The organism is Pseudomonas sp. PAGU 2196 (assembly GCF_022179005.1).
Taxonomy (GTDB): Bacteria; Pseudomonadota; Gammaproteobacteria; order Pseudomonadales; family Pseudomonadaceae; genus Aquipseudomonas; species Aquipseudomonas kermanshahensis.
The window spans coordinates 17825-34035 of the sequence record NZ_BNTL01000032.1 but is presented as its reverse complement, the minus strand read 5'-3'; the positions used below and the strand labels follow the sequence as shown (position 1 = coordinate 34035).

At 63.1% G+C, this 16211-nt stretch carries 16 protein-coding genes; 9 read left to right on the top strand and 7 right to left on the bottom strand.

Translation table 11 applies throughout. The annotated features are described in order from the left end of the window. Positions 1-12: 12 nt before the first annotated feature. Positions 13-303: a DUF1330 domain-containing protein gene (locus tag MFF34_RS24020; RefSeq protein WP_238216850.1), complete on the top strand. Its 291-nt coding sequence runs from the start codon at positions 13-15 to the stop codon at positions 301-303. A gap of 161 nt (positions 304-464) precedes the next feature. Here the strand turns inward: MFF34_RS24020 and MFF34_RS24015 are convergent, their stop codons facing one another. From MFF34_RS24015 to MFF34_RS24005, 3 genes are all read right to left on the bottom strand, one after another. Then, positions 465-1958: an aldehyde dehydrogenase gene (locus MFF34_RS24015; RefSeq protein ID WP_238216848.1), complete on the bottom strand. Its 1494-nt coding sequence runs from the start codon at positions 1956-1958 to the stop codon at positions 465-467. Between the two features lie 138 nt (positions 1959-2096). After that, positions 2097-3479: an aspartate aminotransferase family protein gene (locus MFF34_RS24010; protein ID WP_238216846.1), complete on the bottom strand. Its 1383-nt coding sequence runs from the start codon at positions 3477-3479 to the stop codon at positions 2097-2099. A 45-nt stretch (positions 3480-3524) separates the two neighbouring features. Next, positions 3525-4328 (bottom strand): helix-turn-helix transcriptional regulator, encoded by an 804-nt coding sequence (locus MFF34_RS24005; RefSeq protein WP_238216989.1) that lies wholly within the window; start codon positions 4326-4328, stop codon positions 3525-3527. Positions 4329-4643: 315 nt separating this feature from the next. Here MFF34_RS24005 and MFF34_RS24000 point away from each other — a divergent pair, with 315 nt between their 5' ends. Next, positions 4644-6017: an APC family permease gene (locus tag MFF34_RS24000; RefSeq protein WP_238216844.1), complete on the top strand. Its 1374-nt coding sequence runs from the start codon at positions 4644-4646 to the stop codon at positions 6015-6017. A gap of 3 nt (positions 6018-6020) precedes the next feature. Here the strand turns inward: MFF34_RS24000 and MFF34_RS23995 are convergent, their stop codons facing one another. Then, positions 6021-6512 carry a GNAT family N-acetyltransferase gene (locus MFF34_RS23995; RefSeq protein ID WP_186680527.1) on the bottom strand — a complete coding sequence of 164 codons (492 nt, stop codon included), beginning with the start codon at positions 6510-6512 and terminating at the stop codon, positions 6021-6023. 137 nt (positions 6513-6649) lie between these two features. Between MFF34_RS23995 and MFF34_RS23990 the strand changes: the two genes are divergently transcribed. Both MFF34_RS23990 and MFF34_RS23985 read left to right on the top strand, forming a co-directional pair. Beyond that, on the top strand, positions 6650-7246 hold the full coding sequence (locus MFF34_RS23990) for a biliverdin-producing heme oxygenase (protein ID WP_238216842.1): 597 nt from the start codon (positions 6650-6652) through the stop codon (positions 7244-7246). Between the two features lie 181 nt (positions 7247-7427). Then, positions 7428-7808, top strand: coding sequence for a hypothetical protein (locus MFF34_RS23985; RefSeq protein ID WP_238216840.1), 381 nt, complete (start codon positions 7428-7430; stop codon positions 7806-7808). Between the two features lie 155 nt (positions 7809-7963). On the opposite strand, the gene MFF34_RS23980 is transcribed toward MFF34_RS23985, so the two are convergent. Further along, a complete protein-coding gene (locus tag MFF34_RS23980; protein ID WP_081717545.1) occupies positions 7964-8122 on the bottom strand; it encodes a DUF2986 domain-containing protein in 159 nt (52 codons plus the stop codon). A 61-nt stretch (positions 8123-8183) separates the two neighbouring features. Then, positions 8184-8999, bottom strand: a complete 816-nt coding sequence (locus tag MFF34_RS23975) for an AraC family transcriptional regulator (RefSeq protein ID WP_238216838.1) — start codon at positions 8997-8999, stop codon at positions 8184-8186. 114 nt (positions 9000-9113) lie between these two features. Here MFF34_RS23975 and MFF34_RS23970 point away from each other — a divergent pair, with 114 nt between their 5' ends. From MFF34_RS23970 to MFF34_RS23955, 4 genes are all read left to right on the top strand, one after another. Next, positions 9114-10022 (top strand): DMT family transporter, encoded by a 909-nt coding sequence (locus tag MFF34_RS23970; RefSeq protein ID WP_238216836.1) that lies wholly within the window; start codon positions 9114-9116, stop codon positions 10020-10022. A gap of 133 nt (positions 10023-10155) precedes the next feature. Continuing rightward, positions 10156-11910: a phosphoethanolamine transferase CptA gene (locus MFF34_RS23965; protein WP_216642092.1), complete on the top strand. Its 1755-nt coding sequence runs from the start codon at positions 10156-10158 to the stop codon at positions 11908-11910. Between the two features lie 124 nt (positions 11911-12034). After that, complete coding sequence (locus MFF34_RS23960; RefSeq protein ID WP_238216834.1) at positions 12035-12697, top strand: TetR/AcrR family transcriptional regulator; 663 nt, start codon at positions 12035-12037, stop codon at positions 12695-12697. A gap of 53 nt (positions 12698-12750) precedes the next feature. Beyond that, complete coding sequence (locus tag MFF34_RS23955) at positions 12751-14310, top strand: MDR family MFS transporter (protein WP_238216833.1); 1560 nt, start codon at positions 12751-12753, stop codon at positions 14308-14310. Here the strand turns inward: MFF34_RS23955 and MFF34_RS23950 are convergent. Next, positions 14262-15470: an MFS transporter gene (locus MFF34_RS23950; RefSeq protein WP_238216831.1), complete on the bottom strand. Its 1209-nt coding sequence runs from the start codon at positions 15468-15470 to the stop codon at positions 14262-14264. The genes MFF34_RS23955 and MFF34_RS23950 overlap by 49 nt on opposite strands. A gap of 103 nt (positions 15471-15573) precedes the next feature. Here MFF34_RS23950 and MFF34_RS23945 point away from each other — a divergent pair, with 103 nt between their 5' ends. Continuing rightward, complete coding sequence (locus tag MFF34_RS23945; RefSeq protein ID WP_238216828.1) at positions 15574-16161, top strand: TetR/AcrR family transcriptional regulator; 588 nt, start codon at positions 15574-15576, stop codon at positions 16159-16161. The last annotated feature ends 50 nt before the right edge of the window (positions 16162-16211 follow it).

Below are 16211 nucleotides of genomic sequence, written 5' to 3'. Positions count from 1 at the left end.
CGAGGAATGGCTATGAAAGGGTATTGGATCATTTTTGCCTCTGACGTCACCGACCCAGAGGCTCAGCAAGCCTATGGCCAACTGTGGGGCCCCATCGCGGCAAAGTACGGCGCAACGCTCAAGCCGCTTGCCCCAGGTGCACTGCTGGAGTCGCACACTAGCAGCCGTGTACTGGCGGTCGAGTTCGCCAGCTATGCCCAGGCAAAAGCCTGCTATGAGGACCCTGCCTATACAGAGGCCAAGGCATTCGCCCTGCGCGCAGCACGTCGCGAGGTGATCATCATCGAAGGGGAGTTGAGCTGACTGCCCTGCCCTTCAGTCATGCGCGGTCGTGGTAGGAGCAGCCTTGTGCTGCGAAGAGGCCGGAGATAACACAGTAAATCTTCAGTGCGTTCACCGGCCTCTTCGCAGCGCAAGGCTGCTCCTACACCGGGCGCGCGTCGCTGGGGTACGCAGTCCGCTTTTCAAGCGCGCAGCTGATACCAGGTGGTCTTGAGTTGTGAGTACTTGTCGAACGAATGCAGCGACAGGTCGCGACCAAACCCCGACTGTTTGCCACCCCCAAACGGCACCGTGACATCCAGCGCATCCACCGTGTTGACCGAAACGGTGCCCGCCTTCAACGCCCGCGCGACGCGATGCACCTGGTTGAAGTCGTCGCTCCACACCGACGCAGCCAGGCCGTAGACACTGTCGTTGGCCAGGCGCACGGCCTGCTCTTCGGTGTCGAACGCGCTGACCGCCAGCACTGGGCCGAACACTTCCTCCCGGGCCAGGCTCATGCTGCCATCGACGCCGGCAAAAATACTCGGTTCGATGTAGTTGTCCGAGCCGTCAATGGTGAGGCGCCGGCCACCGCACACCAACTGGGCGCCCTGCGCGTGCGCACGGTCGATGGCGGCCTTGATGCGACCGGTCTGCTCGGCATCGACGATGGCACCCGCGCGGCTTGCCGGGTCGAGTGGGTTGCCGGGCATCCACTGGCGGGCCTTGGCTTGCAGGCGCTCGATGAACGCATCGTGGATCGAGCGCTGCACATACAGGCGCGAGTTCGCCGAACACACTTCACCCTGGTTGAAGAAAATGCCGAACGCTGCTTTTTCCGCGGCCAAGTCCAGGTCCTGGCAGGTGTCGAACACCAGGTTCGGGCTCTTGCCGCCACACTCCAGCCAGACCTGCTTCAGGTTCGACTGCGCCGAGTACTGCATGAAGTACTTGCCTACCTGGGTGGAGCCGGTGAACACCAGGCAGTCGACGTCCGGGTGCAGCCCCAGCGCCCGGCCCGCGTCTTCGCCCAGGCCCGGCACGACATTCAGCACGCCCTCCGGCAAACCGGCTTCCAGCGCCAGTTGCCCCAGGCGCAGCGCCGAGAACGGCGATTGCTCGGCGGGTTTTAGCACCACGCTGTTGCCGGCAGCCAGCGCCGGCGCAAGCTTCCAGGCCGCCATGTCGAGCGGGAAGTTCCACGGCACCACGGCGGCGACCACGCCCAGCGCTTCGCGAGTGATGGTGGCGAGCGCGTTGGGCGCGGTGGGCGCTACCTGGTCGTACAGTTTGTCCAGTGCCTCGCCGTACCAGGCAAAGACATGCGCCGAGCCGGGGACGTCGATGGTGTAGGCATCCATGACCGGCTTGCCCATGTTCAGCGAGTCCAGCAGCGCGAGCTCTTCGCGGTTGGCCATGATCAGCTCGGCCAGGCGCAGCAGCACCTTCTTGCGCTCGACAGGGGCCATGCGCGACCACGGGCCTTGCTCGAAGGCACGGCGTGCGGTGGCCACCGCCAGGTCGACTTCAGCCTGACCACAAGCGGCGACCTGCGCCAGTACCTGCTGGGTGGCCGGGTTGATGGCGGCGAACGTGGCGCCGCTGTTAGCGCTCACCTGCTGGCTGCCGATCAGGGCCTTGTCGGGCAAACGCAGGCTTGCAGCGCGCGTTTGCCAGTATTCGAGACGCTCCATTTTCACTCCCTATGACTGTCTTGGATTCTGGGGCTGCGCTGCAGCCCATTCGCGGCGCAAGGCCGCTCCTATAGCCGATCGCCTGCACCTGTAGGAGCGGCCTTGCGTCGCGATGGGGCGCAAAGCGCCCCCACTGGCTCAGAGCCTGCCCACTAACCGGGCAGTGCGGTCTATAGCGATACGTGTCTTGTCGACCAGTTCGTCCAGCTCGGCGCGGTTGGCCACCAGTGCCGGCGCCATGATCATCCGGCCCAGGGTCGAGCGAATGATCACGCCTTCCTCGAAGCCGAAGGTGCGGCACTGCCAAGCCAGGTCGTTCTCGTTGGCAAAGCGCTTGCGGGTCGGCTTGTGTTCAGCGAACTGCAGCGCCGCCACCAGGCCGGCACCCTGCACCTGGCCAATCAAGGGGTGATCGGCAAACACTTCACGTAGGATGCGCTGCAGGTACGGCCCGGTGTCATCCTTCACCTGGCGCACGATGCCTTCATCGCGCAGCGCCTTGAGGTTGGCGATGGCCACGGCCGCCGCCACCGGGTGGCCTGAGTAGGTCAGGCCGTGGGCAAACACGCCGCCGCGTTCCACCAGGGCTTCGGCGATGCGCTTGCTCAGCACCAGGCCGCCCATGGGCACATAACCGCTGGTCAGGCCCTTGGCGATCGACAGGGTGTCCGGCTCGAAGCCGAAATACTCATGGGCAAACCATTCGCCGGTGCGGCCAAAACCGCCGATCACTTCGTCGGCACACAGCAGCACGTCGTATTGGCGGCAGATCCGCTGGATCTCGGGCCAGTAGCTTTCCGGTGGGAAGATCATGCCCCCGGCCCCCTGGAAAGGTTCGGCGACAAAACCGGCGACGTTTTCCGCACCCAGTTCGAGGATCTTTTCCTCCAGTTGCAGCGCGCAGCGGCGGCCGAACTCGGCCGGGGTCAGCTCGCCACCTTCGGCGTACCAGTACGGCTCGTCGATGTGCGCCACGTCCGGGATCAGCCCGCCCATCTCGTGCATGAACTTCATGCCGCCCAGCGCCGTGGCCGCCAGGGTCGAGCCGTGGTAGCCATTCCAGCGGCCAATCATGATCTTCTTGGTCGGCTGGCCAACCACCTGCCAGTAACGGCGCACGGTGCGGATCAGCACCTCGTTGGCCTCGGACCCGGAGTTGGTGTAGATCGCGTGGCTGTAGTGGCCAGGCAACAGGCTGAACAACAACTCGGACAGCTCGATCACCGCCGGGTGGGTGGTGTGGAAGAACATGTTGTAGTAGGCCAACTGGTCCATTTGTGCGGCGGCGGCGGCGGTCAGGTCCTTGCGACCGTAACCCAGCTGAGTGCACCACAGCCCCGACATGCCATCCAGGTAACGCTTGCCCTCGCTGTCCCACAGGTGCAGCCGCTCCCCCCCAACCATGACCCGCGGGCCTTCGGCATTGAGCGCCTTCTGGTCGAGAAAGGCATGGATGTGGTGCGCGGCGTCGGCGGCCTGGTAGTCACGAGTCTGGCGTTTGGGAACGAAAGGCGCATTCATGGGTGGTTTTCCTTGTTGTCGGTGGGTGTTGCAGGGCTGCGGCGCTTAGCGCAGCTTGCCCATGTAGCTTTCCAGCGGGTCCTTGCCCAGCACGCCCTGGGCATTGGCCAGCGCGTCGATGAACAAGGAAAACAGTTCGGATTGCGTGCCGATGTCGAGCTTGGCGTAAACGTTTTTGCGGTGGGACTTGATGGTGTCTTCCGACACCCCCAGGCGCTCGGCCAAGGACTTGGTCGAGTGGCCACGCAGGATGAGTTGGGCGATGCGGCACTCGCGCTCGGTCAGCAACGAGCTGCCAAAGTTGTTGAGCGCGGCATGGATACGCTGCTCCAGCACGTTCTCGAAACGCCCCCCGCGGCTCCCCAGCCCGGCGAAGTGCTTGTTGAGCACCGCCAGCACCCAGGGCGTGACACGGCCGAACAGCTCGCGGCTTGGCCCGTCGAGTTTGTCGGTGAAGGCCAGCGACACCGCCAGGCTCTGGCCGGGCGCGACCTGCAGGATGTAATTGAGCTCATCCTCCAGGTGCGAATGGCGGTAGAACGACTGGTAGTACTCACTCACTTCGAAGTGGTCAGGGGCCACGTCGAACAGGCCGTAGCAGCCAGACTCGACGCGCTCCACGCAGGCACCGTAGAACGGGTCGAGCAGGTAGAACCCGGAAAGGTAGCGGCTGACATTGCCTTCTGGCAGCCAGGGCGCCTTGTCATCCTGCTCGAACAGCGCGCTCGGCATGCCGTCATGGGGGTAGAGGTAGACCGTGGTGGCCTGGATCGGCCGGATCAACCCGAGCGCACCGAACAAGGTGGCGGCAAAGCCTGGTTGGCCGATCGTGTCGGTCACCTTGGCCATGTGCTCGAACCACTGCTCTGAAGCCAATTGGTCACTGTTCACTGGAATTCTGCCGGTAGCGGGAAACGGTATCGCCGTCGGGGCGGCGCGTTGTTTGCAAATACTCCCACGGCCAGGCAGAGACCGAAATCACCCTTTGGGGTGANNTCACCCCAAAGGGTGATTTCGAGTGTGCCCGGGGTGTGGGAGCATCGTCCGGCCCCACCCCTGAGGGCCGCGCACCGCACGCTGGCCCAGCCTCCTTTCATGACCCCGCAACGGTATCGAGCCCACTCGCCTACCGCGGCGTCCTGCATCCGATTTCAGGAGTTAGCAATGCATACAACAACAACTACAGCCCAACCCGCCCATGCCGCGTCGCCTTCCAGCCCTTCGGGCCGCTTCAGAAAATCCATGGGGCTGAGTGCCCTGGTGCTGTTCGGCCTTGCCTACATGGTGCCACTGGCGGTATTCACCACCTATGGCCTGGTTACCCAGATGACCAAGGGGCACCTGCCCACGGCCTACCTGCTGACCCTCGCCGCCATGCTGCTGACTGCCTACAGCTATGGCCGCATGGTGCAAGCGCACCCCTACTCCGGCTCCGTGTACACCTACACCCGCAAAGCCTTCGGCACCCACATCGGCTTCATGACCGGCTGGACGCTGCTACTCGATTACATCTTCTTGCCATTGCTCAGCTACCTGCTGATCGGCATCTACATGTCGGAGTACTTCCCGGCCGTCCACGCCTGGGTGTGGGTCGCTGGCTCCATCGCCCTGGTGACCTTCCTCAACCTGATCGGTATCGAATCGATTACCCGGGTGAACTGGATTCTGGTGGTCGTCCAGCTGGTGTTCATCATCGTCTTCGTCGGCTTGTCGATCAGCAACCTGGCCGGCCAGTCGGCACCTGTATCATTGCTTGCGCCCTTCCACCATGAGGGCTTCAGCGTGCCGCTGATCATGACCGGCGCCGCGGTGCTGTGCCTGTCGTTTCTTGGTTTCGATGCGGTCTCGACCATGGCCGAGGAAACCAGCAACCCGACGTTCCGCATCCCACTGGCGATCATGGCCGTGTCGCTGATCGGCGGGCTGCTGTTTCTGGTGGTGTCGTATTGCGCGCAGATGGTCTTCCCGGAGTGGGGCAGCTTCGCCGACCCCGACTCGGCCTCGGTGGACGTGATGCGCCGGGTGGGCGGTGAACTGTTGGTGACGGCGTTTACCGCCACCTATGTCGCCGGCTGCTTCGCTTCGGCCATGGTCTCCCAGGCAAGCGTGTCGCGGGTGCTGTTCGCCATGGGACGCGATGGGGCGTTGCCGGCCGTGTTTGGCCAGCTGGTGACGAAAAAGCGTGTACCGGGGGCGGCGATCATGCTGGTCAGCCTGCTCTCGCTGATCGCCCTGTTCATCACCCTCGACACCGTCGCCAACATGATCAGCTTCGGCGCGTTGTTCGCGTTTTCCGCCGTGAACCTGGCCGTGGTCAAGCACTACCTGGTCGACCAGAAGCTGCGTGGCACGCGCAACTGCCTGCTGTACGGCGTGGTTCCTGGGCTGGGATTTCTCAGTACGCTGTGGCTGTGGAGCAGCTTGTCGAGCCTGTCGTTCACCATCGGGCTGTGCTGGATGGGCGTGGGGTTCGCCTGCCTGCTCGGGCTGACCCGGGCGTTTCGGGTGAAACTGCCCGAGCTGCAGATGGCCGAATAAGGCTCAGAGCGTCATGAGCATTTCGTGCCAGGCCATGCCACCGTGCTCCGAGGGCGACGGCTGCACGTAGGTGTAGCCCAGCTTTTGGTACAACGCGACATGCTGCTCTTTGCACATCAGGTGGATGGTCTGCTTGCCCTGGGCCTTCATGCGCTGGATGAACTCGCTCATCAGCCGCGTTGCGTAGCCTTTGCCCTGGTGTGCGGTGTCGACCACCACCGACATGATCACCACGTTCGGCGCTGCCGGGTCATGGCCGACCAGCTCCTTGAAGGCCTCGTCGGACATGACCACGTCATGCGCACAGCCACTGTTGATGAAGCCGACGGTTTCGCCCTCGGCTTCAAGTAGCAGAAAACCTTCCGGGTACTGGGCAATGCGGGTGCGGATTTTTTCCAGGGTTGCCGCTTCATCCCCTTCGTAGGCGCCGATTTCGATCGCGTAGCAGCGTTCGGCGTCGGCGGGCACGGGGTTGCGGAACTGAGGGGCGCTCATGCGCTGACTCCTTGGGGTAATGACGACAGGCTGCATGATAAATCACCGGCGATTATTTTCAGCATGACAGGATCGTTTCCTGGGCTGAGCGATCTGATTACCATGCCACCCTCGCCACCTCGACACGGAAACGCCCAATGACTGCTACCGCCACGTGCCTCACCGAACCCGGCCGCTGCGCACGCCTGAAAGCGTCCAGCAGCCGCGACCACGACAGTGTCGACACACTGGTCATGGCCGCACGCCCCTTCGAGGACCGTGAGCGCTATGCCCGTTTCCTGCAGGTGCAACACCGTTTCCATGGCAGCCTGACGGCGTTGTACCGCGACGAGCAGCTGAATCGACTGCTGCCGGGGTTGGTGCATTTATCGCGGTTCGAAGCGGTGGAGGCAGATCTGCAAGCCTTGGGGTTGCCACTGCCTGCTGCGCCGCAACGGGTTATTGCCAGCCCTGCCGAGGCGTTGGGTTGGCTGTATTGCAGCGAAGGGTCGAACCTGGGGGCGGCGTTCCTGTTCAAACAGACCCAGCGCCTGGGCCTGGATGGCAACCTGGGCGCTCGGCACCTGGCGCCCCACCCCGATGGCCGCGGCCTGCACTGGCGTGAGTTTGTCGCCAAGCTTGATGGGTTGGCACTGGGGGCTGATGAGGAAGCGGAGGTGGTTGCCGGGGTGATTGCCGCGTTTGACAGTTATCGGGGGCATTTGCGGGCTGTGTTTTTGGCGGATGGAGGTTGATAGTGCGTCGGGGCTGACAGGTGCTTGGTTGGAGATTTTTGGCGCGTTTGAGATCGAGCGCCGCCCGGGCGGCGCTCGTTCTCATAGGCGCCAAAGCAATCACCCCATACCCCCTCTAGAACTTTTCCCTATTTAAAGGTCTATCTGCACAGGTAAATAGAACCAGAGGTTGGCTTCGCTCATGAAAATGCATGTCGCACGGTTGATGCTTCTCAGCCTGTTCACGTTCGCGGCGGTGGGCTCGGCACCAGCATCACAGATAAAGACCTCGAACGCGGTCTCCCCGGCCGCAACCGTTCAGGCACCGCAGCATCCGGCAGAAAACCCTTGGCCGACCGTGGCCAGCTTGGCGAGTGAACACACGGCACCGTTGCTCGCCCATGATGACCGCAACTGGCACGATCGCAGAGGCGACTGGCGCCGCGAACAATGGCGCCGCGAGCAAGCCCGCCGCGAAGCCGAGCGCCGACGCGATTGGGAACGCCGTCGTGATTGGGAGCGTCGCCATGAACGCGCGATGCATCACCGCTATCAGGACGATCACCGCTACTATCGCCGTTGATGCGCGGCCCCCGGTAGGAGCAGCCTTGTGCTGCGAAGAGGCCAGTGACAGCAGCGAGGATTTATTGGGTGGCTACCGGCCTCTTCGCAGCACAAGGCTGCTCCTACAGGGAAATGCATAACGGCGATGGTCTAGCGAGGCACGATTCTGTTTTATCAGCTCGGCGATTCGACAACCGTGGTTTCGGCAGCCTCTGCCAGCTTCAACCGGTCAGCTTTGCTGATGTACTTGGGCTTGCTTTTCGGCGCCAGCTTGGCACTGGCTTTCTTGGCATGCGCCTGCATCAACTGTTTGATCTTCTTACGACGGTTCATGGTTCCACTGGGCCTGTAGGTCTGGTTACGCTGCAGGCATCATACCTGTACGCCTGAGAAATCAAACCCGCGAATATCCGCTACGAAAACTGCCCGGCGTCAGCCCCACCACCTTTTTGAATGCCCGGTTCAAATGGCTCTGGTCGAAGAACCCGCACGCGATGGCGGCATCGGCGATGCTCAGGCCTGCACGCAACAGGCGCTGGGCGTGGGCGACCCGCACCTGGATCTGGTAGCTGTGGGGCGAGATGCCCACGCTCTTCTTGAATACCCGGATCAAGTACAACGGCTCAAGGCCCACCAGGCTGGCCAGGTGCTCCAGCGAGACGTGCTGGTCGTATTCGTCTTCAAGCTTATGCCGCACCTGCTGCACGGCCTGCTTTTCGATGGCCTCGGTGGCTGCATCGCACAGGCTGCTGGGCGCGAACAACAAGGGCAGCAACTCCAGCAACAGGCTTTCTCGCTCCAGACTACAGTGCGACGCCTCGAGCGCTTGATGGTGATGCAAAAACGTGCGGGCCAGTGCCGGGCGCTCGGCGAACGCAGCCCGGAACAGGTGGATGAAGTCGCTGGCCTGCTTCGGCATCAAGGTGCCATTGAGCCAGTGCGGGTCCACATACAGCATACGGTACATCCAGCCCTGCTCATGGGCGGGCACGCCATCGTGGATCTCCCCGGGGCTGATGGTAACCACACTCCCCGGCCCGCCCAGGTCATGGCGACCGCGGTAGTACATGCGCTCCATGCCGGCGCTGATAACGCCCACGGCATAGCGATCATGCGAGTGGCGGCCGAACGCCTGGTGGCTGTATCGCGCCGTCAGCAGTTCACACCCCCCTTCAGGTATGCGCCTGAACGCAGCGAAGTCCTTGTACACCCTGTCCCCCACTCCCAAGCTCAACCACCGCGTGTGCAGTTTTTTACAATACGTTCCGACGGCAGCTGGCTACGTTATCACGCCTTAAACAGGCACTGATCAACGGGTACCCTCATGTCGACCAACAACAACCGCGCACTCCTCGAGCTGACGTTCGGCGGGTTGATGCTCAGCCTTTCCGCCTTGACTGTCGCATTCGCCCAGATAGGCGCCGGCGGCGCGGGCTTTTACCGGATGCTGTTTGCCTCCATCCTGTTCTTCCTGCTGCTCAAGGCGCGGCGTATGCCGGTCATGCTCAAGGGCTTCAAGGCGCAGCTGTACACCGGGCTTGCCGGCGTGTTTCTGGCCATTGACCTGGCACTCTGGCACCAGAGCATCTACATCGTCGGCCCTGGCATCGGCTCGATCCTGACCAATTGCCAGGTGTTTTTCATGACCTTCCTGGGTTTTTACCTGCTCAAGGAAAAGCCCTCGGCCAACTTCCTCGTCTCGATCACCCTGGCCTTTGTCGGGCTGTACCTGTTGCTGATGCCCGAAATGAGCAGTGCGCTGGGCATGAAGGGTGTCATCTATGGGGTACTGTCGGGGCTGGCCTATGCCGTCTGTGTGTACTTCCTCAAGGTCAACACCCAGTTGCCCGACGGCGGTGGCGACAAGATCGCGCAGATGCTCAACCTGAGCCTGTGGGCAGCGCTGGTGTTGCTTGGCTACGCCCTGGCCAACGGTGAGAGCCTGGCCATCAACGATGGGCAGACCTGGCTGATGCTGGTGATCTATGGCGTGCTGGTGCAGTTCGTCGGCTGGTTGCTGGTCAACCGTTCGATCGGCGCGATCAGCCTGGGCCTGGCGGGCCTGATCCTGCTGCTGGAGCCGGTGATCACCTACTTCATCGACATCGCCTTCCTAGGCAAGGCCAACTCGACGCTCCAGGTGTGCGGTGCGTTACTGACCATTGTGGCGGTGTACATCGGCTCGATCCGCCCCCCGAAAAACGCCAACGCGACTCTGCCCGAAGCCACCTGAAACGCCCCGGGCGGGCGTGCATCCCGTCTCGTTGCGCTGCGCCTTGACGTTATTTTCACAACCTTCAGATTAGCGTCACGCCCTTTCCGGCCACGCGCACATTGGGTGGCTGCCAAGGTTCAACGAGGCATACGTGTCAGCTATTAAAAAAATCCCCACGCGCAAAGGCGTGGACTGGGCCGGCCTGGGCTGGCTCCTGCTGTTCTTCTGGTATTTCTCAGGCGTTACCCAGGCGCTGCTGCTGTTCAGTGGCACCACTGGCTTTGCCGGCTTTCGCGATGCGCTGTTTCTCAGCAGCCTGTGGCTGGCCCCTGTACTGCTGCTGCCGCGCTTTACCCGCGCCACCGCGGCAGTCATCGGCCTGGTGCTATGGGCCGCCTCGCTGGTCGGCCTGAGCTACTTCGGCATCTACCGCCAGGAGTTCTCGCAAAGCGTCATCTTCGTGATGTTCGAGTCCAATACCGCCGAGGCTGGCGAGTATTTCAGCCAGTACTTCAGCCTCTGGCTGGGCCTGGCGCTGCTGCTGTATACCGTGGTGGCCGTGCTGCTGTACAAGCGCGTGCGCCCGGTCACGCTGCCCTTGCGCAGCCGCATCCCGGTGGTTGTCCTGCTGCTGGTGGCCAACCTGGTGTACCCCTTCTACAAGCAGATGGTCACCCAGGAACGCAACTTTGCCGACGCTGCCGAAAAGGTTCAGCAACGCATGGAACCTGCCGTGCCGTGGCAGTTGCTGGTCGGCTACAAGCAATACCGCCAACAGCTGAACAACATGCAGGAACTGTTGGCGCAGAACGCTGCGCTGCCGCCCTTGCAGAACCTGCGCAACCGCAGCGGTGACGCGCCGCGCACGTTGGTCCTGGTGCTGGGCGAATCGACCACCCGCGAGCACATGCACCTGTACGGCTACCCGCGCGATACCACGCCCAACCTCGATGCGTTGGCCGCCAGCGACAAGGGCCTGACGGTGTTCAGCAACGTGGTGTCGCCACGCCCCTACACCATCGAAGTGATGCAGCAGATCCTGACCTTTGGTGACGAACAGCACCCGGACCGCTTCCTCACCGACCCGTCGCTGATCAACTTGATGAAACAGGCAGGCTACAAGACCTTCTGGATCACCAACCAGCAGACCATGACCAAGCGCAACACCATGCTGACCACCTTTTCCCAGCAAACGGACGTGCCGGTCTACCTGAACAACCAGCGCAACCAAAACGCCAGCCAGTACGACGAAGTGGTGCTGGACCCGTTCGAGAAAGCCCTGCAAGACCCAGCGCCGAACAAGTTCATCATCATCCATCTGCTGGGCACGCACATGGATTACCGCTACCGCTACCCGAATGCCTTCCAGCATTTCAGCGATCGCCAGGGCGTGCCGGCCAAGCTTTCGCCCAGCGAGGTGGAAACCTACAACTTCTATGACAACGCAGTGCGCTACAACGACCACGTGGTGTCGAGCCTGATCAAGCGCTACTCGGCCACCACCCCCAACGGCTTCTTGCTGTACCTCTCCGACCACGGTGAGGATGTTTACAGCTCGGGCGATCACGACCGCCTGGGGCGCAACGAAGGCGCCCCGACCCGGCCGATGTACACCATCCCGTTCCTGCTGTGGACCTCGCCGAGCTGGCAAGCGGCCCACCCGCGCGACCTGCAGGCCACGGCCAACCGTGCCTACAGCAGTTCGCACCTGATTCACACGCTGTCCGATCTGGCCGGGCTCAGCTATGACCTGTACGAGCCTGCCAAAAGCATCGTCAACCCGCAGTTCGAGGTTGTGCCGCGCTGGATCGGTGACCCCTACCGCAACAACGGCCTGCGCGAGTTCGACCACCTGCCACAGGACAAGGCCGAACCTGTGCAGGAGACGGCCAGCAACGTGAAATAACCCCCTCACAACCACCGGGAGCGGCCTTGAGCCGCGCCCCGGTCGGCGCTTAAATTAAATTTAAATTGATTTTAGACTAAGCCTGTTACAAGCTCTGCCTACTCCCTACAGCGCAGAGCCCGCCATGCCCGCAGCCCCCCGAGAACCCCGCAAGGACGGCGCCGTCACCCGTACCCGGATCCTGGAATCCGCCGGTGAACTGTTCGCCGCGCTCGGTTATGCCGAAACCAGCAACAAGGCCGTGGCCGCCAAGGCAGAGGTCGACCTGGCGTCGATCAACTACCACTTTGGCAGCCGCAATGGCCTGTACCTGGCCGTGCTCGACGAGGCGCGCCAGCGCTTTCTGGATATCAGCGACTTGCAGCGGATCACCCAGGGCACACAGCCGGCTGCAGAAAAACTGCGGGTATTGGTAGAGCTGGTGGTTCGCAAGGCCTCGCAGGCCCAGGACAACTGGCACCTGCGTGTGCTGGCCGCCGAAATCCTCGCCCCCAGCCCCCACGGCCAGGCTCACCTGCAGGCCGCAGCGCCGCTGAAGCTGGCGCTGCTGAAAGGGCTGTTCAGCGAAATCACCGCCATCCCCGTGAACGCCCCTGCCCTCACCCGCTGCATCCTCTGCGTCACCGCGCCCTGGGCCATGCTGCTGATCGGCCCGCGCGGTGGCTCCGGGGCGCTGCACGAGATTCTTCAAATGCCCGGCGATGCAGTGGCTGCCCAGCTGTACAGCTTCGCCCTGGCAGGCCTGCAGGAAGTTGGCCGCCAGTATGCCCAGGCGGGCTTCAACTGATCACGCACGGACCGCGGCCCCCACGAACGCCTCACTCAGTTCAGGTCAGCCCCATGCACTCGACAGCCGATAACACCTCCCTCACCGCGCAGGCCGCAGCGGATACGCACACGTCTATTCCGCTGCTGCTGGCCGCACTGATGCTGGTGATGTTCCTCGCGGCCCTCGACCAGACCATCGTCTCGACCGCGCTGCCGACCATCGTCAGCGACCTCGGCGGGCTGCGCTGGCTGTCCTGGGTCGTGACCGCCTACCTGCTGGCGTCCACGGTGGTGGTGCCGTTGTACGGCAAGTTCGGTGACTTGTATGGCCGCAAGCGGGTATTGCAGATTGCCATCGTGCTGTTCCTGCTGGGATCGGCGCTGTGCGGTGCGGCGCAAGACATGGCCCAGCTGATCGCCTTCCGGGCCCTGCAAGGCTTGGGCGGCGGCGGGCTGATGGTGGTGGCGATGGCCGCGATCGGCGATGTCATCGCGCCAGCCGAACGCGGCCGTTACCAAGGCTTGTTCGGGGGCGTGTTCGGCCTGGCGACGGTGGTAGGCCCGCTGATCGGCGGTTTTTTAGTGGAGCACCTGTCCTGGCACTGGATCTTCTACATCAACCTGCCGCTGGGCCTGCTCGCGCTGCTGGTGATCGGCGGCGTGTTCCGGCCACACGTGGCCCGGGTCAAACACGTGGTCGACTACATCGGTGCGTTTTTTCTGACCGTCGCCCTGGCGGCCGTGGTGCTTATCACCAGCCTGGGCGGCAGCCTGCTGCCGTGGGCTTCGCTCGATGTGCTGTGCCTGGCGTTGTTCGCCCTGATCGGCCTGGTCGGCTTCGTTTTCGAACAACGTCGCGCCGCCGAACCGATCATGCCGCTGCACCTGTTTCGCCATCGCACCTTCGTGCTCGCCGGCCTGATCGGCTTTATCGTCGGGGTGTCGCTGTTCGGTGCGGTGACCTTCCTGCCGCTGTACATGCAGGTGGTGAAAAACGCCACGCCGACCAGTGCCGGCTTGCAGATGCTGCCTTTGATGGGCGGCCTGCTGGTGGTGTCGGCGATTACCGGGCGGTTGATCAGTCGCTGGGGCCGCTACCGGATCTTCCCGATCGTCGGCACCCTGCTTCAGGTGATTGCCCTGGGCCTGCTCAGCCGGCTCGACCTGCACACCCCCATGGCGTTGATGAACGTCTACATGGGCCTGCTGGGTGCCGGGCTGGGCATGGTCATGCAGGTGCTGATCCTGGCCGTGCAGAACAGTGTCGAGCCTCGCCACATGGGCGTGGCAACGTCTGGCGCCACGCTGTTCCGCTCGATTGGCGGCTCCATCGGCGTGTCGCTGTTCGGCGCATTGTTTTCCCATGCGTTGCTGGGGCAACTGAGCGGCGACTTCGCTACCCAGGCTGGGGCAGCGGCCAGCCTGTCACCCACCGCGGTGCATGCATTGCCGGCCGCCTTGCAACAGGCCTACCTGGAAGCGTTTTCCGCCGCCATGCACGAGGTGTTCCTGATGGCCTGCCTGATTACCAGTGTGGCATTCGCCTTGTCGTGGTTGCTGCACGAGGTGCCACTGCGCCGGGCTCAAGCGCCTGACAAGGCTGCACCCGTCGCTGTGCCCAGCCGTCGATAGCTGTACAGCGCCACCAACGCGACCGCCACTCCCGCGACCACCGCGACTTGGTAGCCTGCCTTGGCGCCCAACAGGTCGACCACCTGCCCTGACGCCAACGCCCCCAGCGCGACACCGACATTCAACCCCGCCAGCAGCCAGGTCATGCCCTCGGTCAGCTGCTGTGCGGGCACACTGCGCTCCACCAGCGACATAGCCACAATCAGGGTCGGCGCAAAGAACAGGCCCGCCAGCAGAACGGCAGCTGCAAGCCCGAAGATGCTGTCAGCCAGCAGCAACGGCAAGGTCGTGACTGCTGTCGCCATGCCGCCCAGCAACAGCAGCTGGTGCAAAGGCGTTGGCAATTTCAAGGCACCGAATACCAGGCCAGCAGCGCAGGAACCGACGGCATAGCACGCCAATACCACGCTGGCCGCTGCCGGCATGCCGGCCTGTTCGGCGAAAGCCACGCTGACGATGTCGACGCTGCCGACGATCACGCCCATGGCCACCATCAGCAACGCCAGCAGCCGAACATCCCAGTGCTGCAATACCGAGCCCTGCCCTTTCGATGCATCCGCGTCTGCATCCACGGGCGGTTCGCTGCCGGTTTGAGCGACCAAGGCGAACACCCCGATCGCCAACAGCAGCGCAGCAGCCAATGGCCCGGCCTGGGGCAGTACGCCCACGCAGAGCCCCACCGAAACCGGCGGGCCAGCAATAAAGGTGACCTCGTCGAGCACCGTCTCCAGGGAATACGCCACCTGCAACTGTGGCGTGTCCCGGTACAGCGCCGTCCAGCGCGCACGGACCATCGCCGACATGCTCGGCATGAAGCCTGCCAACGCGGCCCCGACGAACAGCCCCCAATCGGGCGCTTGCCACCAGGTACAAACCAACAGCACCAGCAGGCCTATCACACACAAGCCTGCAGCGGCGGGCAGCACACGGCGCTGCCCGTGCCGGTCGACCAGGCGGGAAACCTGCGGTGACATCAGCGCATAGGTCAACACGAACGTAGCCGCCACGGCCCCCGCCAGGGCATAGCTACCGCGTAGCTGCGAGAGCAGGGTGATGATGCCGATGCCCGTCATCGGCAAAGGCAAACGTGCCACCAGGCCTGCCATGGCAAAGCCGGCCGTGCCTTTTGCCTGGAACAGCTGGCGGTAGGGGTTGAGCATGATCGACTCTCCGTATCGAAAAAAGCGACTTACATACAAGCCGTATGATTAAAACCCTATTATCATACGCACTGAATGTAAAGCTGCATTTCCAGGAGCCCCAATGGTCAGACGTACCCGAGCCGACATGGAACAAACCCGAGCCACCTTACTGGAGACTGCACGCCAGGTTTTCAGCGAACGTGGCTATGGTGAGACATCGATGGACGACCTGACGGCCCAGGCCAACCTCACCCGTGGTGCCCTTTATCATCATTTCGGCGACAAGAAGGGCCTTTTGGCCGCCGTAATTGCGCAAATCGACGCAGAAATGGACGCTCGGCTGCACGCGATCTCCGACACGGCCAGCGACCCCTGGGAGGGCTTTCGCAACCGCTGCCGCACCTACCTGGAAATGGCCCGCGAACCGGAGATTCAGCGCATCGTGTTACGCGATGGGCGTGCCATATTGGGTGCCCCTACCCCGCAAGCGCAGCTGCACTGCGTCGCGTCGCTGCGCAGCATGCTGGAGCAGTTGATGGCGCAAGGCGTGGTCGCCCAGGCCAATCCACAGGCGTTGGCGTCGCTGATCTGCGGCGGCCTGGCAGAAACGGCACTCTGGATTGCCGAAGAAGAGGGCCAAGGCCAACGGCTGGAGCAGGCCCTGGACGCCACGGAACTGATGCTCAAAGGGCTGCGCAACCCCTGCTGAAAAGCCGCGCAGGCGGACTATCCTGTGAGAGGGGGTTCACGCCCACAGGA

Coding starts and splice junctions, on each gene's coding strand:
- MFF34_RS24020 (WP_238216850.1), top strand. CDS start 13: ATGAAAGGGTATTGGATCATTTTTGCCTCTGACGTCACCGACCCAGAG.
- MFF34_RS24015 (WP_238216848.1), bottom strand. CDS start 1,958: ATGGAGCGTCTCGAATACTGGCAAACGCGCGCTGCAAGCCTGCGTTTG.
- MFF34_RS24010 (WP_238216846.1), bottom strand. CDS start 3,479: ATGAATGCGCCTTTCGTTCCCAAACGCCAGACTCGTGACTACCAGGCC.
- MFF34_RS24005 (WP_238216989.1), bottom strand. CDS start 4,328: ATGGCCAAGGTGACCGACACGATCGGCCAACCAGGCTTTGCCGCCACC.
- MFF34_RS24000 (WP_238216844.1), top strand. CDS start 4,644: ATGCATACAACAACAACTACAGCCCAACCCGCCCATGCCGCGTCGCCT.
- MFF34_RS23995 (WP_186680527.1), bottom strand. CDS start 6,512: ATGAGCGCCCCTCAGTTCCGCAACCCCGTGCCCGCCGACGCCGAACGC.
- MFF34_RS23990 (WP_238216842.1), top strand. CDS start 6,650: ATGACTGCTACCGCCACGTGCCTCACCGAACCCGGCCGCTGCGCACGC.
- MFF34_RS23985 (WP_238216840.1), top strand. CDS start 7,428: ATGAAAATGCATGTCGCACGGTTGATGCTTCTCAGCCTGTTCACGTTC.
- MFF34_RS23980 (WP_081717545.1), bottom strand. CDS start 8,122: ATGAACCGTCGTAAGAAGATCAAACAGTTGATGCAGGCGCATGCCAAG.
- MFF34_RS23970 (WP_238216836.1), top strand. CDS start 9,114: ATGTCGACCAACAACAACCGCGCACTCCTCGAGCTGACGTTCGGCGGG.
- MFF34_RS23960 (WP_238216834.1), top strand. CDS start 12,035: ATGCCCGCAGCCCCCCGAGAACCCCGCAAGGACGGCGCCGTCACCCGT.
- MFF34_RS23955 (WP_238216833.1), top strand. CDS start 12,751: ATGCACTCGACAGCCGATAACACCTCCCTCACCGCGCAGGCCGCAGCG.
- MFF34_RS23950 (WP_238216831.1), bottom strand. CDS start 15,470: ATGCTCAACCCCTACCGCCAGCTGTTCCAGGCAAAAGGCACGGCCGGC.
- MFF34_RS23945 (WP_238216828.1), top strand. CDS start 15,574: ATGGTCAGACGTACCCGAGCCGACATGGAACAAACCCGAGCCACCTTA.